The following is a 17,388-nucleotide window of genomic DNA, read 5'->3' on the forward strand; positions in this document are numbered from 1 at the left end:
AATCACTGGCTGTGACGGCTTCATGCGGTCTGCTTGGCGCGGTCTGGTCATGCATATCAGGGCTGACGAGGCGATCACAGTGGAGGTTGGAGCGGGCGGGCGGGTCATCGTCGGCCCGCGGGGAGGGTCGCCTCTGTTGGCTGGACATCGTTCAGCCGTTCAGCATGCCCAGGAGTGCGACGGCGGCCCGTTCGTAGTATTCGGCGCTCATGTCCTCGGCGTGCAGAACGCGGGCCTGGAAGAGGCCGAGCAGGAGTGCGTGTACGGCTGGGGCCAGGTCGGCTCCCTGTTCCGGAGTGGTGCGCTCGTGGCTGCCTCCGGCCAGACGGCGGCCGGTCAACAGCGTGGCGATGGTGAGGACCAGGTCCTGGGGAGGGTCGAGGACGGATTCGCCTGCCTGGGCGAAGGTCTGCTTGTCGGTGAGGGCGAGGGAGGCCAGCTCCAGTTCCAGGTGCATGTAGCGCTGGGCTTGTGGGGTCGAGGCCAGATGCTGGATCCGGCGGGCGCACGAGCGCAGCACGTCCTCGACGGTGAGGTCCTCGCCGGGGCTTATCGCGGGCATCATCTCCCCGTACAGATCGTGGGCGAGATGGGCCATCGCGGCGACGATCAGGTTGAGCTTGCTGCCGAAGATCGAGTAGATCGATCCGGTGGTCACCTCGGCGCGTGAGGCGATGTCCTCAAGCCGGGCCGCGGCATAGCCCCGGTCGCTGATCTCCTCGGCGGCCGCTTCGATCAGCGCCCGTCTGCTGCGCTCGCGTGCCTCGGCTCGGCTCAGCCGCATCGTTGTGATCTCCCTCTCCCGGGGTTGCGCACTCGCTCAGAAGCCACTGTAGTGTCATTACAACCGTAATGAAATTACAGAACTTCCGAAGGTGCCCCCAGCCGCACCCCAACAAGAAAAGGAGACCGGTGTCCATGGCCATCGGCATGCGCTCCACCGTCCTCACCGCCCTGACCACGATCGGCCTCACCTTGGCCGCCGCGCCCACCGCCACCGCCGCCACGGCTGTGTCCCCTGCTACCGCGGAGGCGGCCATCATCGGCGGTCGCGCGGCAACCGAGGCCTATCCCTTCATGGCCTACCTGCGTAAGAAGGGGCTGCCCGGCCACTGCGGCGGCTCCCTGATCGCGGCGAACTGGATCGTCACCGCCGCCCACTGCGCCGACCTGGTGGTCCCCGGCAAGACCAAGGCCAGGATCGGCTCGCCCCACCGTCTCAAAGGCGGAACGCTCGTCGGATACGAGCGCCTGGTGGTGCATCCCGGATTCAAGCTGCCCGACATGAGCAAGGGCCTGAAGCGGCCGCTCAAGCACGACATCGCCCTGGTTCAGCTGGAGCGGAGGGTTGATCTAGCCCCGATCCGCATCGCCGACGACGCCGGCCCGGCCACAACGCCGACCCGCGTCATCGGCTGGGGCATGACCTGCGACGACCCCAACAAGCCCAGCTGCGAGAAGAACATGCCCCGCCAGCTGAGAGAGCTCAACACCGTCCTGGTGCCGGACAAGCGCTGCACGATGATCGACCACGTCAGCGAGCTCTGCACCGGCCAACGCCACGGCCGCCCGGCCATGTCGTGCAGCGGCGACTCCGGCGGCCCGCAGATCCGCAAGATCGCCGGCAGGTGGGAGCTCATCGGCGCGACCTCCCGCGACGGCGACGACCTGACCGAGCGCAAGGACGGCAGCGGCATCTGCGCCACCAACCCCAAGGGCGACCCCGGCCTGGGCATCTGGACCGACGTGACCCATCACAAGCCCTGGATCATCAAGACCATCACCAAGCACGACCCCGAAGCCGCGGCAGAACTGACGGCGATGTAGCCCCTCCGGGGGGCAGCCGTGCGCGCCTGCAGACGCCTCCACACCCGCCAATGCCGAGCCCGACAAGCGCCCGAACAGTAGAGCGCATCTGCCCGCGCACCACGCCGCAACGGCCGCCCGCACGCCACGCACCGTCTCAGTTCGACCCGCTTGGCCATGGCTGCATCATCAGACCACGTCAAGATTCAAAGAAGAGCCTGCGGAGTTCAGAGGCACTTTCTAAGTGGTCAGCCAGTTGGAGCCCACCCCACAGGCGCGGTCTAGCTGTGGTGCGCGCTTCGCGCGGTGGGGCAAGGTTGTGCGTTCGGTTCAGCCGAGCCTCAACCCCAGGGCCTGGATCGTCCAAAGCGCATGCCCGGGGAACGCACCGGGCTACACGCCCCCGCCGCAGCGCCGACGTACCCCGGGTGGCCTTGTCAGAGTTCAGGGGAGATGGACACCGTCCCCTGGGTCACGAGCTCGCCGTTCCGGAGGAAGGCCGGTTCGAGGGCATCGTCCTCATAGAAACGCATGTGCAAGGAGAGATCGAACGCCGACTCGCGCACCCTCCGGTCAAGCCATCGGATGAATTGCGTCGCCAGGTCGAAGTCGTCCGCGTGGATCTCCTGGCGTGAGGTCAACGCCCACCCAGGCCGCCGCTCATCTGGACCGCGACGCTCTAGCGCCGAGAAGAGCACCCCGCGGATTCTGGCGGCCGCCCCACGCTGGGCCAGCGCCGGGAGCCGTACCGCAGCCCAGTACCCTTCCCCGCTCGCCGCGACCCGGGGATCGTCAGGGTCGTCAACGAACTCCGCGGGAAAGTCGGTCACGATGGTGAACTCCTCCGGCTCCGGCCCAAGCCCGAGGTGCCATCGGAGTTCGGCCGCCTCGGTTTCGGAGAGGTCATCGGGGAGGTCGGCTGTTACCAGCAGTTCGTACAAGTCCGCCATGGCTGGAGATTTTTACATATGCGGTTCGGGCGCGAGGTGGTGATCTAGCATCCGGGCATGCCCGTCGTCCTCGTGAACGGCCTGCCCGGCTCGGGCAAGACCACGCTGGCCCAAGCGCTGGCCGGCGCCCTCGCGCTGCCTCTTCTCAGCAAGGACAGGGTGAAGGAGACGCTGGCCGACGTACTCGGCGCCGCCCCGCCCGGCACGTCCCCGGCCGAGTGGAGCCGCAGGCTCGGCATGGCCGCCGCCGAGACCCTCTGGACTCTGCTGGCCGACGCACGCGGCGGTGCCGTACTGGAGAGTCCTTGGTTGCGGGACCTTCGCCCGGTGGTCGTGGACGGGTTGCGGCGGGCGGGGGTGGCGGTTTCGCAGGAGGTGTGGTGTGACGTTCCCGCGGATCTCGCCCTGCGGCGGTATCGGGCGCGTGCGGGGCGGCACCCGATTCATCTTGACTCCCGGGTGGATGACGAGCTCTGGCGTCACTGGGTACGGCAGGCGGAACCGCTCGCGCTTGGGCCTGTGCATCGGGTGGACACTACCGGCCCGGTGGACATTGCGGCTCTGGTCAGGCTGGTGACGGCGGCCCGCGTCAGGTGATCGTGTCTACCAGGGCGTGGCAGAACGCCTTGAGGTCGTCGGGTTTGCGGCTGGTGATCAGGGTGCTCGGGGCGTCGGTGTCCACCACGATCTCCTTGTCGACCCAGGTGGCTCCGGCGTTGCGCAGGTCTGTTCGCAGGCTGGGCCAGGAGGTCAGGGTGCGGTTCTGGACCACGTCGGCTTCGATGAGGGTCCAGGGCGCGTGGCAGATGGCCGCCACCGGCTTGCCGCTGTCGAAGAAGCCGCGGACGAAGTCGACGGCCTGCGGGACCGTGCGCAGGAGGTCGGGGTTGGCCACGCCGCCGGGGAGTACGAGGGCGTCGAAGTCGGCGGCGCTCACCTCGTCCACGGTGGCGTCCACGGCGAAGACGTCGCCCTTGTCGAGGTGGTTGAAGCCCTGGATGGAGCCGGGGGCGGTGGAGATCAGGCGCGGGGTGCCGCCGGCTTGTTTGACGGCCTTCCAGGGGTCGAGCAGTTCGATCTGCTCCACGCCTTCAGGGGCTGCGAGGAATGCGATCATCTTTCCCTGCATGATGATTTCTCCCTTTCTGGGCCCCCTTTCCGGGTGATGTGGAGATATGCGTGAGGGCGATCAGCGCGTACCCGGCGATGAGGAACACGGCGCTGAATCCCAGCCCCGCCAGCACATAGTCGAACAAGCCGATCTCGGGCAGGTGCAGGTGGCGGCGGGCCATTCTGGCCGGTAGGCCCGGGGCGGTGAGCAACACCAGTACCGCGTATCCCAGGGGGAAGGCCAGCCACTTGAACGGGTCGGCCCAGCCGGGGCGGCGGGTGTGGGTGAAGGCGGTCCAGTCGACCAGGACCATCAACGGCGTGACCCAGTGGAGCAGCAGGTTGCGGGCGGACTGGGGCAGGGGGAGGGCGAAGAAGGCGACTACTCCGGTCACGACCAGATACAGGGTGACGGCGCCGCGGACGGAGGGACCGCCTTCGCGGCGGGCGGCCAGGAGCCACAGGTAGTAGGCGGCCAGCACGGTGTTGCTCTGCACCGTGAACGTCACCCAGGGATTGCGTAGTTCGACGAGTGCGAGTGCGACTCCGGTGAGTGCGGCGCCACCAGCAGGATTCGCCATAAGGTACGCATGAACACCGGCCTTAGCGTCGCGTAATGCGGCGGATTGGTACAACCAATGGCCCGGCACTCACGCGTCGGCCCCGCCCCCTGAAGGCGCGCGGCGGAGGATGACGTGGTGGGCCGCCGCGGACAGGGTGGCGCCGGTGGCGTACCAGAAGAGGTCGGGTGGGTTGAAGGTGCTGCCGAGGAGCGGGCGCAGGACGGTGGGGATGCCGGCGAGCTGGGTGAACTCGATGGCCCAGCTCACGCCGCAGGCCAGCAGGGCGGCGGTCCAGGGGCGCACGTGCGGGCGGATGAAGACGATCACCAGGTAGATCAGTACGGTGTAGAGGGCGTCGCCGGAGTACTTGGCGAAGGGGCCGGAGAACAGTGCGCGTACGCCCAGGCCCGCGGCCACGGTGACGGCGGCGGCTACCGCGGTGGGCAGGCGGGACATTCCCCAGAGCCTAAATGGCTTCGACCGGGGCGCGCGCGGCTGGCTAGCATCAATGCACGTGAGCGCGACGATGGTAGTGAAGAATCTGGCGGCCGGGCACGGGGAGCGGGTGTTGTTCTCCGGGCTCGACCTGGTGGCGGGGCCTGGTGACGTGATCGGGCTGGTCGGCGCCAACGGCGCGGGCAAGTCGACGTTGCTGCGGATGCTCGCCGGGATCGACGCGCCGGAGGAGGGCGAGATACGGCTGAGCCCGGCCACGGCCGTCGTCGGTCACCTGCCGCAGGAGCCGGAGCGCCGGCCGGGGGAGACGGTCAGGGCGTTCCTGGCCAGGCGTACGGGCGTGACGAAGGCGCAGAAGGATCTCGACGCGGCCACTCAGGCCATCGTGGAGCAGGCCCCGGGCGCCGACGACGTCTACAGCGTCGCCCTGGAGCGCTGGTTGTCGCTGGGTGGCGCGGACCTGGACGAGCGGGCCGAGGAAGTGGCCGCTGAGCTGGGGCTGAAGATCGACCTGGATCAGCCCATGACGACGCTGTCCGGCGGGCAGGCGGCTCGGGCCGGGCTGGCGTCTCTGCTGCTCAGCCGGTATGACCTGTTCCTGCTCGACGAGCCCACCAACGACCTCGACCTCGACGGGCTCGACCGGCTGGAGACGTTCGTGCGGGGGCTGCGGGCGGGCACCGTGGTGGTCTCGCACGACCGTGAGTTCCTGGCCAGGACCGTGACGAAGGTGCTGGAGCTGGACCTGGCCCAGCAGCAGGTCAACCTGTACGGAGGCGGTTACCAGGCTTATCTGGACGAGCGCGAGGTGGCCCGCAGGCATGCGCGCGAGCAGTACGAGGAATATGCCGACACCCGCGCCGGGCTGGAGGCCCGCGCGCGCACGCAGCGGGCGTGGATGGAGAAGGGCGTCAAGAACGCCCGCCGCAAGATGCCCGACAACGACAAGATCGGACGCAACGCCCGCATCGAGACCACCGAGAAGCAGGCGGCGAAGGCCAAGCAGACCGAGAAGATGATCGAGCGCCTGGACGTCGTGGAGGAGCCGCGCAAGGAGTGGGAGCTGCGGATGGAGATCGCCGTCGCCCCCCGCGCGGGCGCCGTCGTGGCCACGGTACGCCAGGGCGTGGTCCGGCGGGGCGGCTTCACCCTGGGCCCGGTCGACCTGGAGATCGGCTGGGCGGAGCGCGTGGCGATCACCGGGGCCAACGGCTCCGGCAAGACGACGTTGCTGGGCGCGCTGCTCGGCCGCGTTCCCCTGGACGAGGGCCACGCGGCGCTGGGTCCCGGCGTCGTGGTCGGTGAGGTGGACCAGGCCAGAGGGCTGTTCGTGGGCGAGGAGCCGCTGATCGACGCCTTCACCCGCGAAGCTGGGCTGGTTCCGGGTGAGGCGCGTACGCTGCTGGCCAAGTTCGGGCTGCGGGCGGGGCATGTGCCGCGCGCCGCCGCGACGCTCTCACCCGGCGAGCGGACCCGCGCGGCGCTGGCGCTTCTGCAGGCCAGGGGCGTCAACCTGCTGGTGCTCGACGAACCCACGAACCACCTCGACCTGCCGGCGATCGAGCAGCTGGAGTCGGCGCTGGCGAGCTACCCCGGCACGCTGCTGCTGGTGACCCATGACCGGCGCATGCTGGAGGCCGTGCAGGTGGATCGCCATCTCAAGGTCGACGCCGGGCAGGTCTTTGAAAATTAACACCGCTCCAGGAAACGAGAATGAAACAATTTTCCGCCACTCGTTGACACGCGACTACGGGATGGTGTGCCTTTCTCTACACAGGGAACCCCCCGCCTGAAGGTGAGGCACACATGAAGAGATGGCTCGCGCGCCTGTCGGCGCTGAGCGTGGCACTTGTCATAGCAGGTCAGGGTCAAATGGCCCTTGCTCAGGAACCGGCGGCGGGGAAGAAGATCGTCCGCGTTGGCGCGACCCAGGCCGTCGACTCGATGAATCCCTTTCTCGCGGTCCGGCTGATCTCGACCTCGGTTCACCGCTGGATGTTCGGCTTCCTCACGGTCCCCGACTCCAAGACCTTGAAGCCCAGCCCCGACCTGGCCGAATCGTGGACGTCGTCGCCGGACGGCCTCACCTGGACGTTCAAGATCCGGCAGGCGAAGTGGTCGGACGGCACGCCGATCACCGCCGACGACGCCGCCTGGACCTTCAACAAGATCATGACGGACGAGGCGGCCAAGACCGCCAACGGCCCGGCCGTCGAGAACTTCGAGAGCGTCACCGCCTCGGGCCAGGACCTCACCATCAAGCTCAAGGCCCCGCAGGCCTCGATGCTGGAGAACCCGATCCCGATCATGCCGAAGCATAAGTGGGAGAGCGTCGCCGACATCGCCAAGTTCGAGGCCGACCAGTATCCGGCCGTCAGCAGCGGGCCGTACATCGCGACGGAACACAAGAAGGACCAGTACGTCAAGCTGAAGGCCAACCCCGACTACTGGCGGGGCAAGCCCAAGATCGACGAGCTGCAGGTCATCTTCTATGACAACCCGGCCGCCGCGATCGTCGGGCTGAAGAAGGGCGACATCGACCTCATCGGCCGCCTCGCTCCCTCCGACTTCCAGGCGCTCGCCGGTGACGCGAACATCGAGCAGTGGAACAAGCAGGGCAGGCGCTCGGCGTACCTGCAGATCAACCACGGCGCCACCACCACCGACGACAAGCCCGTCGGTGACGGCCACCCGGCGCTGAAGGACCCGAAGGTCCGCACCGCGCTGCACCACGCGATCGACAAGGCCAAGCTCGTCGCGGACGTGCAGAACGGCCTGGCCAAGCCGGCCGACGGCTCGATCGTGCCGCCGATGTACACGGACTTCTTCTGGGAGGCCGCCGGCGAGGAGAAGATCTCCTACGACCCGGCCGCCGCCAACAAGATCCTCGACGACGCCGGTTACAAGAAGGGCGCCGACGGCGTCCGTACGATGCCCGACGGCAAGAAGAAGCTCGAGTTCCGCTTCAGCATCCACACCGACACCCCCGTCGAGGACAAGCTGGCCGAGTACCTGACCGGGTTCTTCAAGGAGGTCGGCATCACGCTGACCACGAACCGGCTGGACTCCAGCAAGTTCACCGAGGAGACCGGCGTCACCGGCCTGTTCGACATCGCGATCAGCGGCTGGTCGGTCAACCCCGACCCCGAAGAGGTCCTCGCCACGCACCTGTGCAGCCGGCGGCCGAACGCGGCCGGCGAGGGCGGCGGCACCGAGTCCTTCTACTGCAACCCCGACTTCGAGAAGCTCTACCAGGATCAGCTGAAGGAGCTCGACCGCCCCAAGCGCGCCGAGATCATCAAGCAGATGCAGAAGAAGCTCTACACCGACGCCCCGGTGATCGCGATCTACTACCCGAACGACCTTGAGGGCTACCGCAAGAGCACGATCACCAGCGTCACCTCGATCCCCGAGGGCGACGGCATCATCTACGGCGGCAGCAGCTTCTGGCCCTTCTACACGCTGGACGCCAAGGCCACCGCGGCCGGCGCCTCCGGTTCTGGCGCGGGCGGCTCCAGCACCGGCCTGATCATCGGCATCGTGGCCGCGGTCATCGTGGTCGGCGGCGCCGGATTCTTCCTGGTCAGGCGGCGCAAGGGCGTCGCGGACGAACGCGAATGACAGCACCGCTCGAAGCCATCGAGCCCGCCGCCGAGCAGGCGGCGGGCCCCGGTGACGAGCGCCCCGCCTACCGGGGAACGCTGCGCTACGCGGCGGTCAAGGCGGGCGGGGCAGTGCTCAGCATCGGCATGGTGATCATCGGCACGTTCTTCCTGTTCCGGATGCTGCCGGGCGACCCGGTGCGGGCCCTGGCCCAAGGCAGGAACATGACACCGGCCCAGCTCGACCTCGAACGCCGCCGGCTCGGGCTCGACAAGCCGCTGTTCGACCAGTTCATCGACTTCCTGACCGGCACGCTCCGGCTGGATCTGGGCACCTCCTACGAGTACAAGCGCCCGGTCCTCGACCTGATCTGGGACCGTCTGCCGGCCACGATCCTCCTGGCGGGCACGGCTCTGGTGGTCGCCGTCGGCCTCGGCGTCTGGCAGGGCACCAAGGCGGGCTGGCGGCGCGGCAGCCGCTTCGACCGCTTCTCCACCAGCACCTCGCTGATCTTCTGGTCGGTGCCGACGTTCTGGCTCGGGCTACTGCTGATGATGGCGCTGGGCAACGGGATCGGCCCGATCCCGGGCATCTTCCCCACCCGCGGCATCGAGAGCGTGGACGCCCCCGACGGCTTCGCCTACGTCCTGGACGTCGGCATGCACATGGTGCTGCCCGTGCTCACGATGGTCGGCGTCGTCTACGCCCAATACCTGCTGGTCATGCGCTCGTCGCTGCTGGACGAGGTCGGTCAGGACTACATCACCACCGCACGGGCCAAGGGCCTGCGCGACGATCAGGTACGGCGCCGCCACGCCGTGCCCAACGCCCTGCTCCCGACCGTGACGCTGGTCTTCATGCGCATCGGCTTCGTCGTGGGCGGCGCGGTCACGGTGGAGGCCATCTTCACCTGGCCGGGACTCGGGCAGCTGTTCTACCGGGCGATCAAGGTGCCGGACTTCACGCTGATGCAGGGCACGTTCATGCTGCTGTGCGTCTCGGTGATCCTGATGAACACGCTGGCCGACGTGGTCTATCACGTCCTCGACCCGAGGGTGAGGTCGGCATGACCACGGTCGCGTGGACGCGCAGGAAGATGGCGTTCGGCCGGTTCTGGACCATGTTCCGCCGGCAGCCGGCCGGTGTCGTGGGGCTGGGCATCCTGGTGGTCGCGGTGGTGCTGGCGCTGATCGCGCCGCTGTTCATCGACGACAGCGTGACCAGCGTGGTCTCGGGCACCGGGACGAGGTGGGGCGCGCCCGGCACGGACAGCGCGCTGGGCAACGACGAGTCCGGGCGCTCCATCCTGGAGCTGATCTGGTGGGGTTCGCGGACCTCGTTGCTCATCGGGTTCCTGGCCGCCGCGCTCGCCATGGTCATCGGCACCGTGATCGGGATCGCCGCCGGGCACTTCCGTGGCTGGATCGGCGCCACGCTGATGCGGGTCACCGACTGGTTCCTGGTGCTGCCGTCGCTGGTGACCGCGCTGGTGCTGGCCGCCATCCTGGGCGGCAGCATGACGACGATCATCGTGGCGATCGGGGTCACGGCGTGGCCGTCCACGGCGCGGCTGATCAGGGCGCAGACGCTGGCGGTGGAGGCGCGGCCGTACATCGAGCGCTCGAAGGCACTCGGCGCGGGGCACTGGCACATCATGACCAAGCACGTGCTGCCGAACGTGGCGCCCCTGCTGCTGGCCAGCACGACGCTGGAGGTGGCCAGCGCGATCGTCACCGAGTCCACGCTGGCCTTCCTCGGCGTGAGCTCCAACAAGACCTCGTGGGGGACCATGCTGCGCGGCTCCTACGACTGGAACGCCGCCTCCAACGGCGCCTGGTGGTACATCGTCATCCCCGGCCTGTGCATCGTCGCCGTCGTGATGGCGTTCACGCTGGTCGGCCGGGCCCTGGAAGCCGTGCTGAACCCGAGGTTGCGATGAGCCTGCTCGAACTGGACGACGTCTCCGTCACCTACCGGATCGCCTCCGGCGAGGTCCCGGCGGTACGCGGGGTCTCGCTGAAGCTGGCGGCGGGCGCGGCGCTGGGCGTCGCGGGCGAGTCGGGATCGGGCAAGTCGACGCTGGCCATGTCGCTGCTGCGGCTGCTGCCCGCCGACGCCCGCGTCACCGGCAAGATCCTGCTCGACGGCGAGGACGTGCTGACCATGAAGTGGGGCCGCCTGCGGGCGGTGCGCTGGGCGGAGGCGTCGATCGTCTTCCAGGGCGCGCAGCACGGCCTCAATCCGGTACGCCGCATCGGCGACCAGATCGCCGAGCCGCTGCTGGTGCACGGCCTGGCCAGGCCGGAGGGCGCGCGCAAGCGGGTCGCCGAACTGCTCGACCAGGTGGGGCTGCCGTCCTGGCGGGCGCGCAGTTACCCGCACGAGCTGTCCGGCGGGCAGCGGCAGCGGGTCATGATCGCGATGGCGCTGGCCTGCGAGCCCCGGTTGATCATCGCCGACGAGCCGACGACCGCGCTCGACGTGATGGTCCAGGCTCAGGTGCTGACGTTGATCAAGGAGCTGGTGGCCTCTCAGGACATCTCCCTGATCATGATTTCTCACGATTTGTCGGTCCTGGCGGATGTGTGCGGGGAGCTGGCCGTCATGTACGCCGGCCGGATCGTCGAGAACGGCCCCTCCCACGAGGTCTTCCACGACGCCAAGCACCCCTACAGCAAGGCGCTGGCCGCCGCCTTCCCGACCGTCGGCGACCCGGTCTCCCGCATGGCGCCCAAGGGCCTCGGCGGCGACCCGCCCGATCCGATGCAGTTGCCCGGCGGCTGCTCGTTCCATCCCCGGTGCCCGGTGGCGGTCGAGGCCTGCCCGACCCTGGACATCGAGCTCTGGTCCGCCGGCGCCCGCCGTTCCGCCGCCTGCGTGCACGTGAAGGAGGCGTCATGACCGAGACCGAGACGCCCGTGGAACAGACGGCCGCCACCCGCACCACGCTGCTGGAGGCGCGGGACCTGCACGTGGACTTCGCCTCGCGCGGGCGGCGCGCCCGCGCCGTCGACGGCGTGAACCTGGCCATCGGCGAGGGCGAGATCGTCGCGCTGGTCGGCGAGTCCGGCTGCGGCAAGACCACGCTCGCGCGCACGCTGCTCGGCCTGGAGCGTCCGAGCTCCGGCACCGTCCGGTACGGCGGCGCCCCCCTGTCCTACGACTCCCGCTCGCTCAAGGCCTACCGGCGCGAGGTGCAGCTCGTCCTGCAGGACCCGACCGGCTCGCTCAACCCCCGCCACACCGTGTACGAGGCGGTCGCGGAAGGCCCACGCATCCACGGCCTGCCCGACGAGGAGAAGGTCGTCGCCGAGGCGCTGTCACGGGCCGGGCTCCGGCCGCCGGAACGCTTCTTCCTGCGCTACCCGCACGAGCTGTCCGGCGGCCAGCGCCAGCGCGTCGTCATCGCCGGGGCGCTCGCGCTCAACCCGCGCGTCCTGGTGGCCGACGAGCCGGTGGCCTCGCTGGACGCCTCCGTACGCGGCGAGATCCTCGCCCTCATGCTCAGGCTCCGCGCCGACCTCGGCCTGTCGGCCCTGGTCGTCACCCACGACCTGGGCCTGGCGTGGAACATCGCCGACCGGGTCGCGGTCATGTACCTGGGCCGCATCGTCGAGTCAGGACCGGTCGAGCAGGTCCTGACCGCGCCGCGGCACCCGTACACGCAGGCGCTGATGTCGGTGCTGCCCGAGTCGCCGGAACGCGTCATCCTGACCGGCGAGCCCCCGGACCCGACCCGCATCCCGGGCGGCTGCCGCTTCCACGCGCGTTGCCAGGTGCTGGCCTCGGGCAAGGCGGAGGAAGCCGGGGTGGCGGCCAGGTGCAGGACCGAGCCGCTGGAGATCCTGCCCGCCGTACCCACCGCTCAGGAGGCCTGCCACTACGCGGCGCTGACCCCCTGATCAGCCGAGGTCCGCGTCGTGGACCAGGATGGCGGCCTGGACCCGGTTGGCGAGGCCGAGCTTGGCCAGGACGCGGCTGACGTGGGCCTTGACCGTGGCTTCCGTCAGGTGGAGTTCGCGGCCGATCTCGGCGTTGGACAGGCCCCTGGCCAGGCAGCGGATGACGTCCTCCTCCCGGCCGGTGAGCAGGGCGAGCTGTTTGCGGGCCCGGTCCGCGCGTGAGGGAGCCCGGTCGACGAAGGCGGAGATCAGGCGTCTGGTCACCGTGGGCGAGAGCATGGCCTGTCCCGCGGCCACGGTGCGGACGGCCGCCGCCAGTTCCCTGGGCGGCGTGTCCTTCAGGAGGAAGCCGACCGCGCCCAGCCGGAGCGCCTCGTGGACGTACTCGTCCAGGTCGAACGTGGTCAGCATGACCACCTTCGGTGCTTGCTCCCCGGCCAGGATGCGGGCGGCGGCGGTCAGGCCGTCGGCGCCGGGCATCCGCACGTCCATGAGCACCACCTCGGGACGCAGCCGGGCCGCCGCGGTGACGGCCTCCTCGCCGTCGCGGGCCTCGCCGACGACCGAGATGCCGCCCGCCGCCTCCAGGATCATCCGCAGGCCGGACCTGACCAGTTCCTCGTCGTCGACGACCAGGACGCGGATCATGCCGGGATCCTGGCGCGTACCCGGAAGCCGCCGTCGGGTGCGGCGCCGGCCGCGAGCGTGCCGCCGATCAGCTCCACCCGCTCCCGCAGCCCGACCAGGCCCCACCCCGACGGCGCGAGCGCCGGGACGGTCGTGGCCGGGCGGGCGTTGCGCACCTCGATCTCCAGGTCTTCGCCGGCGAAGCGGAGGGTCACGGCCGTCGGCGCGCCGCCGCTGTGTTTGTGCACGTTGGTGAGGGCCTCCTGGACGATCCGGTACGCCGTCCGCTCCACCGCGTCACGCAGGGGACGGGGTTCGCCCTCGTCCCGGCGGGTCACCTCGATGCCCAGCTCGCGGGACTGGTCGAGCAGCCGGTCGAGGTCGGCGAGCGTGGGCTGCGGGTCGCGGGAGGTGTCGTGCCGCAGGACGCCGAGCACGTCGCGCAGGTTGGCCAGCGCCTCCCTGCCGATGCCGCCGATCAGCGCGGCGGCCCGCGCCGTACCGTCGTCGGGGGCGCGCATCTCCAGCGCGCCGGCGTGCAGGACCATCAGCGAGACGCGGTGCGCGACCACGTCGTGCATCTCGCGGGCGATGCGCGCGCGTTCGTGCGCGCGGGCCTGCTCGGCGCGCATGACCTGCTCCCGCGCCAGGCGTTCCGCGCGCTCGCGGGCGGCAGCGCGCACCTCGGCCCGCGCCCGTATCCACAGCCCGGCCAGCAGCGGCACGACGATCGTGAGCATGGCCATGAAGAGCGCGTTGACCGGCGTGGCCGTCACCATCTCCCGCTCGCCGCCGATCGCCCGGCCGATCGCGACCGACAGCGCCACGACGAGAACGGCCGCGCCCAGGTAGGCGGCGACGTCACGGCCGCGCCGCAGCGTGGTGCCCGCGTAGTAGGAGGCCAGCATGATCGGCGGCCAGATCCCCAGCCCCGCGTACGCCGCCGCGCCCACGACGGCCAGCGGCCACCACGCGCGCGGGGCGTGCCAGGCGGCGACGGCCGCGACGCCGGCGATCGCGAGCAGCGCCGGCAACGGCAGCCCGGAGGCCACGCCGAGCTGACCGGTGGCGGGCCCGAGCGTGAGCGCGAACGTCGCGACGCCGAGGAGGACACGGGGCATGCTTCGAGGGTATGGCCGGTTGACCTGCGCGTATGACGACGAAAGTAGGGGGTGCCGGTCGACGTTCGCAGCGGGCGCGATCGGGCGGGCCACCGCGAGTCTGGGGCCATGAAACGCACACTGATCCTGGTGACCGCCGCCACGCTGACCCTCGTGAACGGCGCCGCCGCCCAGGCCGCCACCACGCCGGAGCTGCCACGGCCCACCGGCGAGGCCCCCGTGGGCATGTCCACCCTGCATCTCGTGGACTCCTCCAGACCCGATCCGTGGAACCCGGCGGCCAAGAGCCGCGAGCTGCTGGTCTCGGTCTGGTATCCGGTCAGGAAGGCGGGCGGGAAGCCGGTGCGGTACCTGACGCCGCAGGAGTCGGCGCTGATCCTGAAGCCGTTCCCCGAGGTCCCGCCGGAGATCCTCGCGCGGACGAGGACGCATGCCACCACCGATGCCGTGCCCCGCGAGGGACGGCTGCCGCTGGTGCTGATGTCGCCGGGGTTCAGCTGGCCGAGGGCGACGATGACCACGCTGGCCGAGGACTTCGCCAGCCGCGGCTATCTCGTGGCCGCGGTCGAGCACACCTACGAGGCCGTCGCGACCTTCCCCGACGGCCGGACCACGACCTGCCTGGCCTGCGTCAAGGGCCAGGACCAGGCGAAGGTGGCGGCGAGCCGGGTGAAGGACGTCCGGTTCGTGCTGGACGAGGTGAAGAAGCGGTGGCGGGTGGGCGACGTCGCGATGGTGGGCATGTCGATGGGTGGCAACACCACCGCGCACGCGATGCGCGCCGACCGGCGGATCAGGGTGGGCGTCAACCTGGACGGCACGTTCAACCCGGTTCCCGGACGGATCGCGCGGCCGTTCCTGCTGCTGGGCAACCCCGCCTCGCACGAGCCGACCGGCAGGGACGAGACCTGGGGCCGGGCGTTCGCGAACATGAAGGGCTGGAAGCGCTGGCTGACGATCGACGGCAGCGTCCACGCGAGCTTCACCGACTACGGCGTCCTGCAGCCGCAGATCGGCCTGCCCGACTCCGAGATCGGCGGCGCCCGCGGGCTCCTGCTGACCCGGACATACGTAGGAGCCTTCCTGGACAGGCACCTGCGCGGCGAGAAGGCGCCGCTGCTGGACCGGCCGGAAGACTCCGTGGTGAAGCGCTGGAAGTAGGTGAGCGGGGGGCTCTCCGGAGAGAGCCCCCCGATGGCTCAGAAAGCGGCCGCGTTCTCCTGCGCCCACTGGGCGAAGGTACGCGCCGGGCGGCCGGTGACGCGCTCGACCGTGCCGACCACGGTGTAGCCGATCTCGGGGGTGTTGCCGAGGGCGTCGACCAGGAACTCGATCAGCTCGGGGCCCATGCCCTTGGCAGCCCACATCTCGCGCGCCCCGGCCTCGGTCAGCTCCTCGAAGGCGACCTCCTTGCCGATGGCCGCGCCGAGCTGGCGGGCCTTCTCCTCGGTGGTGACCGCCTCGGGGCCGGTCAGCACGAGCTCCTCGCCGTCGTAACCGCCGTCGACGAGGACCTTGGCCGCCACCGCGGCGATGTCGCGCTCGTGCACCATCGCGCTGAGCCGCCCGCCGAACGGCTCCTTGATGACCTCGCCGGCGCGGATCGTCTCGGCCCACCACTGCTTCGTGTTCGACATGAACTCGACCGGGCTGAGCAGCGTCCACTCCAGCTCGCTTCCGGTCAGCGCCTGCTCCAGGGGGCCGTCGGCGCGACCGCCGAGGACGGTGGCCCGCCGTACGCCGTGCTTCTCGGCCAGCTTGACGATCAGGTCGCCGTTCTCCAGCGGCTCGTAGTTGTCGCCGGCGAAGTTGATCAGGTGGACGGCGGTGACGCCGGCGAAGGCGGCGTCGAGGGTCTCGGGCTGCGCGAGGTCGCCGGCGACGACCTCGACGCCCTCGGGCAGACCGGCCTTCTCGGGGTTCCTGGTCAGCGCCCGCACCTGGTGGCCGGTCTCAAGCAGCTCGGCGACGACGTTGCGGCCGACGGTACCGGTGGCGCCGGTGACGAGGAAAGTCATGGGAAGCTCCTTCTGAAGAGTGCGGAACGGAACGTTCTGATATCACTCTAACAGAACGGAACGCTTTATTCCACATAATTCTTGAGTGAGATGGCGTTGGCCGCCCGGCCGATGCCGCCCGCGATGCGGTCGATCATCGCGTCCTTCCAGGGCAGGCGGGGGAGCAGCTTGATCATCTTGAGCTGGAACCAGATCATGCCGGCCGACGCCAGGACGATGCCCTTGATGTTCGTCGGGCCGAGCTTCTGGTTCTCCTCGACGAAGTGCCGCATCTCGCGCTCGTAGCCCTCCAGCGAGCCGCCGGCCAGCTCGCCCGCCAGGACGTACGCGCCGACCAGCGCCAGGCTGGTCCCCTGGCCGGAGGCGGGCGAGGCGCAGTAGCCGGCGTCGCCGACCAGCACCACGCGCCCCTTCGACCAGGAGTCCATGTGGATCTGGGTGAGCGTGTCGCGGTAGAAGTCGTCCGACCGCCGCACCGCCTCCAGCAGCTTGGGCACCTCCCAGCCGACCCCGGCGAAGGCCTCGTGCACGTCCTGCTCGCCCGACCACATGAACAGCGCCTTGGCGTCGCCGTCCTGCTTGGTGCTGTAGACGTTGGCGGTACGGCCCGGCGCCAGGTGCACCGCCTCCTCGCGGTCCAGGCCCAGGTGGTTGGGCACGGTGGCGATCGCGATCTGGTAGCCGAGGTCGCGGGCGAACTGCTTCTCCTCGCCGAACGCGAGCCTGCGGACGTTGGAGTGCACGCCGTCGGCGCCCACCACGTAGTCGAAGCGGCGCGGGGCCGAGCGCTCGAAGGTGACGGTCCCGTCCTCGCCGATGGCGGTGATGGAGTCGTCGAACACGTACTCCACCTCGTCGCGGGTCAGCTCGTAGAGCAAATCGGTGAGGTCGCCGCGCATGATCTCGGCGTCGTCCTTCTGCCGGCCGCCGAACAGGTCGGCGTCCATGGTGGCCATGACCCGGCCGCGGGCGTCGTAGTTGGTCGCGATCGTCATCTCGGTGCTGTGCGCCCGCACGGCCTCCAGTAGTCCCATCCGCTCGATCACGGTGAGCCCGGCGCCCCGGATGTCGACCTTGTAGCCGCCCCTGCGGATCTCGGGGGCCCGCTCGACGACGGTGACGGTGAAGCCGTGGCGGCGCAGCCAGTGGGCGGTCGCGGTGCCGGCGACGCTGGCGCCGGAGATCAGGATGTTCGTCATGCCCTGAACGGTACATGCGTCTAAGACATATGT

General features: G+C 69.9%; 18 protein-coding genes. 9 read left to right on the top strand and 9 right to left on the bottom strand.

The window, feature by feature from the left end; all coding sequences use genetic code 11:
* Positions 1–151 precede the first annotated feature (151 nt).
* A complete protein-coding gene (locus ACFWY5_RS02880; RefSeq protein ID WP_379630380.1) occupies positions 152–784 on the bottom strand; it encodes a TetR family transcriptional regulator in 633 nt (210 codons plus the stop codon).
* A 134-nt stretch (positions 785–918) separates the two neighbouring features.
* Between ACFWY5_RS02880 and ACFWY5_RS02885 the strand changes: the two genes are divergently transcribed.
* Positions 919–1,827: a S1 family peptidase gene (locus ACFWY5_RS02885; protein ID WP_379630593.1), complete on the top strand. Its 909-nt coding sequence runs from the start codon at positions 919–921 to the stop codon at positions 1,825–1,827.
* A 416-nt stretch (positions 1,828–2,243) separates the two neighbouring features.
* On the opposite strand, the gene ACFWY5_RS02890 is transcribed toward ACFWY5_RS02885, so the two are convergent.
* Positions 2,244–2,756 (bottom strand): hypothetical protein, encoded by a 513-nt coding sequence (locus ACFWY5_RS02890; RefSeq protein ID WP_379630381.1) that lies wholly within the window; start codon positions 2,754–2,756, stop codon positions 2,244–2,246.
* A gap of 57 nt (positions 2,757–2,813) precedes the next feature.
* Here ACFWY5_RS02890 and ACFWY5_RS02895 point away from each other — a divergent pair, with 57 nt between their 5' ends.
* Entirely contained in the window at positions 2,814–3,353 is a 540-nt protein-coding gene (locus ACFWY5_RS02895; protein WP_379630382.1) for an AAA family ATPase, read from the top strand.
* Here ACFWY5_RS02895 and ACFWY5_RS02900 read toward each other — a convergent pair.
* The 3 genes from ACFWY5_RS02900 to ACFWY5_RS02910 all read right to left on the bottom strand — a co-directional run bounded on the left by ACFWY5_RS02900 (position 3,346) and on the right by ACFWY5_RS02910 (position 4,885).
* Positions 3,346–3,873, bottom strand: a complete 528-nt coding sequence (locus ACFWY5_RS02900; protein WP_379615221.1) for a type 1 glutamine amidotransferase domain-containing protein — start codon at positions 3,871–3,873, stop codon at positions 3,346–3,348. The genes ACFWY5_RS02895 and ACFWY5_RS02900 overlap by 8 nt on opposite strands.
* Positions 3,848–4,375: a Pr6Pr family membrane protein gene (locus ACFWY5_RS02905; RefSeq protein WP_379630383.1), complete on the bottom strand. Its 528-nt coding sequence runs from the start codon at positions 4,373–4,375 to the stop codon at positions 3,848–3,850. Before ACFWY5_RS02905 ends, ACFWY5_RS02900 begins: the two co-directional genes overlap by 26 nt.
* Before the next feature lie 141 nt (positions 4,376–4,516).
* Positions 4,517–4,885 carry a DUF2809 domain-containing protein gene (locus ACFWY5_RS02910; RefSeq protein WP_379630384.1) on the bottom strand — a complete coding sequence of 123 codons (369 nt, stop codon included), beginning with the start codon at positions 4,883–4,885 and terminating at the stop codon, positions 4,517–4,519.
* Between the two features lie 58 nt (positions 4,886–4,943).
* Between ACFWY5_RS02910 and ACFWY5_RS02915 the strand changes: the two genes are divergently transcribed.
* From ACFWY5_RS02915 to ACFWY5_RS02940, 6 genes are all read left to right on the top strand, one after another.
* Complete coding sequence (locus tag ACFWY5_RS02915; RefSeq protein ID WP_379615215.1) at positions 4,944–6,578, top strand: ABC-F family ATP-binding cassette domain-containing protein; 1,635 nt, start codon at positions 4,944–4,946, stop codon at positions 6,576–6,578.
* Positions 6,579–6,691: 113 nt separating this feature from the next.
* The gene (locus ACFWY5_RS02920; protein ID WP_379630385.1) at positions 6,692–8,506 is read left to right on the top strand and encodes an ABC transporter substrate-binding protein; all 1,815 of its coding nucleotides are present in this window, start codon (positions 6,692–6,694) and stop codon (positions 8,504–8,506) included.
* Positions 8,503–9,558: an ABC transporter permease gene (locus tag ACFWY5_RS02925; protein ID WP_379630386.1), complete on the top strand. Its 1,056-nt coding sequence runs from the start codon at positions 8,503–8,505 to the stop codon at positions 9,556–9,558. The genes ACFWY5_RS02920 and ACFWY5_RS02925 overlap by 4 nt, the downstream gene beginning before the upstream one ends.
* Entirely contained in the window at positions 9,555–10,427 is an 873-nt protein-coding gene (locus tag ACFWY5_RS02930; protein WP_379615209.1) for an ABC transporter permease, read from the top strand. The genes ACFWY5_RS02925 and ACFWY5_RS02930 overlap by 4 nt, the downstream gene beginning before the upstream one ends.
* Complete coding sequence (locus tag ACFWY5_RS02935; RefSeq protein ID WP_379630387.1) at positions 10,424–11,389, top strand: ABC transporter ATP-binding protein; 966 nt, start codon at positions 10,424–10,426, stop codon at positions 11,387–11,389. Before ACFWY5_RS02930 ends, ACFWY5_RS02935 begins: the two co-directional genes overlap by 4 nt.
* Positions 11,386–12,390, top strand: a complete 1,005-nt coding sequence (locus tag ACFWY5_RS02940; RefSeq protein WP_379615204.1) for an ABC transporter ATP-binding protein — start codon at positions 11,386–11,388, stop codon at positions 12,388–12,390. Before ACFWY5_RS02935 ends, ACFWY5_RS02940 begins: the two co-directional genes overlap by 4 nt.
* Here the strand turns inward: ACFWY5_RS02940 and ACFWY5_RS02945 are convergent, their stop codons facing one another.
* Together ACFWY5_RS02945 and ACFWY5_RS02950 are read right to left on the bottom strand one after the other, a co-directional pair.
* Complete coding sequence (locus tag ACFWY5_RS02945; protein ID WP_379630388.1) at positions 12,391–13,038, bottom strand: response regulator; 648 nt, start codon at positions 13,036–13,038, stop codon at positions 12,391–12,393.
* The gene (locus tag ACFWY5_RS02950) at positions 13,035–14,138 is read right to left on the bottom strand and encodes a sensor histidine kinase (protein ID WP_379630389.1); all 1,104 of its coding nucleotides are present in this window, start codon (positions 14,136–14,138) and stop codon (positions 13,035–13,037) included. Before ACFWY5_RS02950 ends, ACFWY5_RS02945 begins: the two co-directional genes overlap by 4 nt.
* 108 nt (positions 14,139–14,246) lie before the next feature.
* Here ACFWY5_RS02950 and ACFWY5_RS02955 point away from each other — a divergent pair, with 108 nt between their 5' ends.
* Positions 14,247–15,299 (top strand): alpha/beta hydrolase family protein, encoded by a 1,053-nt coding sequence (locus ACFWY5_RS02955; protein WP_379630390.1) that lies wholly within the window; start codon positions 14,247–14,249, stop codon positions 15,297–15,299.
* 38 nt (positions 15,300–15,337) lie between these two features.
* On the opposite strand, the gene ACFWY5_RS02960 is transcribed toward ACFWY5_RS02955, so the two are convergent.
* Positions 15,338–16,156: an NAD(P)H-binding protein gene (locus ACFWY5_RS02960; RefSeq protein WP_379630391.1), complete on the bottom strand. Its 819-nt coding sequence runs from the start codon at positions 16,154–16,156 to the stop codon at positions 15,338–15,340.
* A gap of 65 nt (positions 16,157–16,221) precedes the next feature.
* Complete coding sequence (locus ACFWY5_RS02965) at positions 16,222–17,355, bottom strand: FAD-dependent monooxygenase (RefSeq protein WP_379630392.1); 1,134 nt, start codon at positions 17,353–17,355, stop codon at positions 16,222–16,224.
* Positions 17,356–17,388 lie beyond the last annotated feature (33 nt).

Source organism: Nonomuraea sp. NPDC059007 (assembly GCF_042740555.1).
Lineage (GTDB): Bacteria > Actinomycetota > Actinomycetes > Streptosporangiales > Streptosporangiaceae > Nonomuraea.

Coding starts and splice junctions, on each gene's coding strand:
- ACFWY5_RS02880 (WP_379630380.1), bottom strand. CDS start 784: ATGCGGCTGAGCCGAGCCGAGGCACGCGAGCGCAGCAGACGGGCGCTG.
- ACFWY5_RS02885 (WP_379630593.1), top strand. CDS start 919: ATGGCCATCGGCATGCGCTCCACCGTCCTCACCGCCCTGACCACGATC.
- ACFWY5_RS02890 (WP_379630381.1), bottom strand. CDS start 2,756: ATGGCGGACTTGTACGAACTGCTGGTAACAGCCGACCTCCCCGATGAC.
- ACFWY5_RS02895 (WP_379630382.1), top strand. CDS start 2,814: ATGCCCGTCGTCCTCGTGAACGGCCTGCCCGGCTCGGGCAAGACCACG.
- ACFWY5_RS02900 (WP_379615221.1), bottom strand. CDS start 3,873: ATGATCGCATTCCTCGCAGCCCCTGAAGGCGTGGAGCAGATCGAACTG.
- ACFWY5_RS02910 (WP_379630384.1), bottom strand. CDS start 4,885: ATGTCCCGCCTGCCCACCGCGGTAGCCGCCGCCGTCACCGTGGCCGCG.
- ACFWY5_RS02920 (WP_379630385.1), top strand. CDS start 6,692: ATGAAGAGATGGCTCGCGCGCCTGTCGGCGCTGAGCGTGGCACTTGTC.
- ACFWY5_RS02925 (WP_379630386.1), top strand. CDS start 8,503: ATGACAGCACCGCTCGAAGCCATCGAGCCCGCCGCCGAGCAGGCGGCG.
- ACFWY5_RS02930 (WP_379615209.1), top strand. CDS start 9,555: ATGACCACGGTCGCGTGGACGCGCAGGAAGATGGCGTTCGGCCGGTTC.
- ACFWY5_RS02935 (WP_379630387.1), top strand. CDS start 10,424: ATGAGCCTGCTCGAACTGGACGACGTCTCCGTCACCTACCGGATCGCC.
- ACFWY5_RS02940 (WP_379615204.1), top strand. CDS start 11,386: ATGACCGAGACCGAGACGCCCGTGGAACAGACGGCCGCCACCCGCACC.
- ACFWY5_RS02945 (WP_379630388.1), bottom strand. CDS start 13,038: ATGATCCGCGTCCTGGTCGTCGACGACGAGGAACTGGTCAGGTCCGGC.
- ACFWY5_RS02950 (WP_379630389.1), bottom strand. CDS start 14,138: ATGCCCCGTGTCCTCCTCGGCGTCGCGACGTTCGCGCTCACGCTCGGG.
- ACFWY5_RS02955 (WP_379630390.1), top strand. CDS start 14,247: ATGAAACGCACACTGATCCTGGTGACCGCCGCCACGCTGACCCTCGTG.
- ACFWY5_RS02960 (WP_379630391.1), bottom strand. CDS start 16,156: ATGACTTTCCTCGTCACCGGCGCCACCGGTACCGTCGGCCGCAACGTC.
- ACFWY5_RS02965 (WP_379630392.1), bottom strand. CDS start 17,355: ATGACGAACATCCTGATCTCCGGCGCCAGCGTCGCCGGCACCGCGACC.